Origin of the sequence: Marichromatium sp. AB32, assembly GCF_003718675.1 — a bacterium.
GTDB classification, from domain to species: domain Bacteria; phylum Pseudomonadota; class Gammaproteobacteria; order Chromatiales; family Chromatiaceae; genus Marichromatium; species Marichromatium gracile.
In genome coordinates, this window is the sequence record NZ_RHFJ01000133.1 from 1 (window position 1) to 861 (window position 861).

Sequence of the window (861 nt, forward strand, 5' to 3'; positions counted from 1 at the left end):
GGCCCGATGCCCCAGACCCGCGAGCACATCCTGCTCTCCCGTCAGGTCGGCGTGCCCTACATCATCGTCTACCTGAACAAGGCCGACATGGTCGACGACGCCGAGCTCCTCGAGCTCGTCGAGATGGAAGTGCGCGAGCTGCTCTCGAGCTACGACTTCCCGGGTGATGACACCCCGATCGTGACCGGTTCGGCCAAGCTCGCCCTCGAGGGCGACACCTCGGAGATCGGTGGTCCGTCCATCGACAAGCTGGTCGAGGCGCTCGACAGCTACATCCCCGAGCCCGAGCGTGCCATCGACGGCGCCTTCCTGATGCCGATCGAGGACGTGTTCTCGATCTCGGGTCGCGGTACCGTGGTGACCGGTCGTGTCGAGCGTGGCGTGATCAAGGTCGGTGAAGAGGTCGAGATCGTCGGCATCAAGGACACCACCAAGACCACCTGCACCGGCGTGGAGATGTTCCGCAAGCTGCTCGACCAGGGCGAGGCCGGTGACAACGTCGGCGTGCTGCTGCGCGGCACCAAGCGTGAGGACGTCGAGCGTGGCCAGGTGCTGGCCAAGCCCGGCAGCATCACCCCGCACACCAACTTCGAGGCCGAGGTGTACGTGCTGAGCAAGGAAGAGGGCGGTCGTCACACCCCCTTCTTCAACGGCTATCGTCCGCAGTTCTACTTCCGCACCACCGACGTGACTGGTGCCTGCGAGCTGCCCGAGGGCATCGAGATGGTCATGCCTGGCGACAACGTCAAGATGACCGTCCAGCTGATCGCGCCGATCGCGATGGAAGAGGGCCTGCGCTTCGCTGTTCGCGAGGGTGGTCGTACCGTCGGCGCCGGCGTGGTCTCCAAGATCATCGAGTAA

Annotated in this window: 1 protein-coding gene; it reads left to right on the forward strand. The window is 64.8% G+C overall.

The features are described from left to right. On the forward strand, nucleotides 1–861 hold an 861-nt coding region (locus EBL85_RS16840; protein WP_123143513.1), incomplete at its 5' end, for an elongation factor Tu.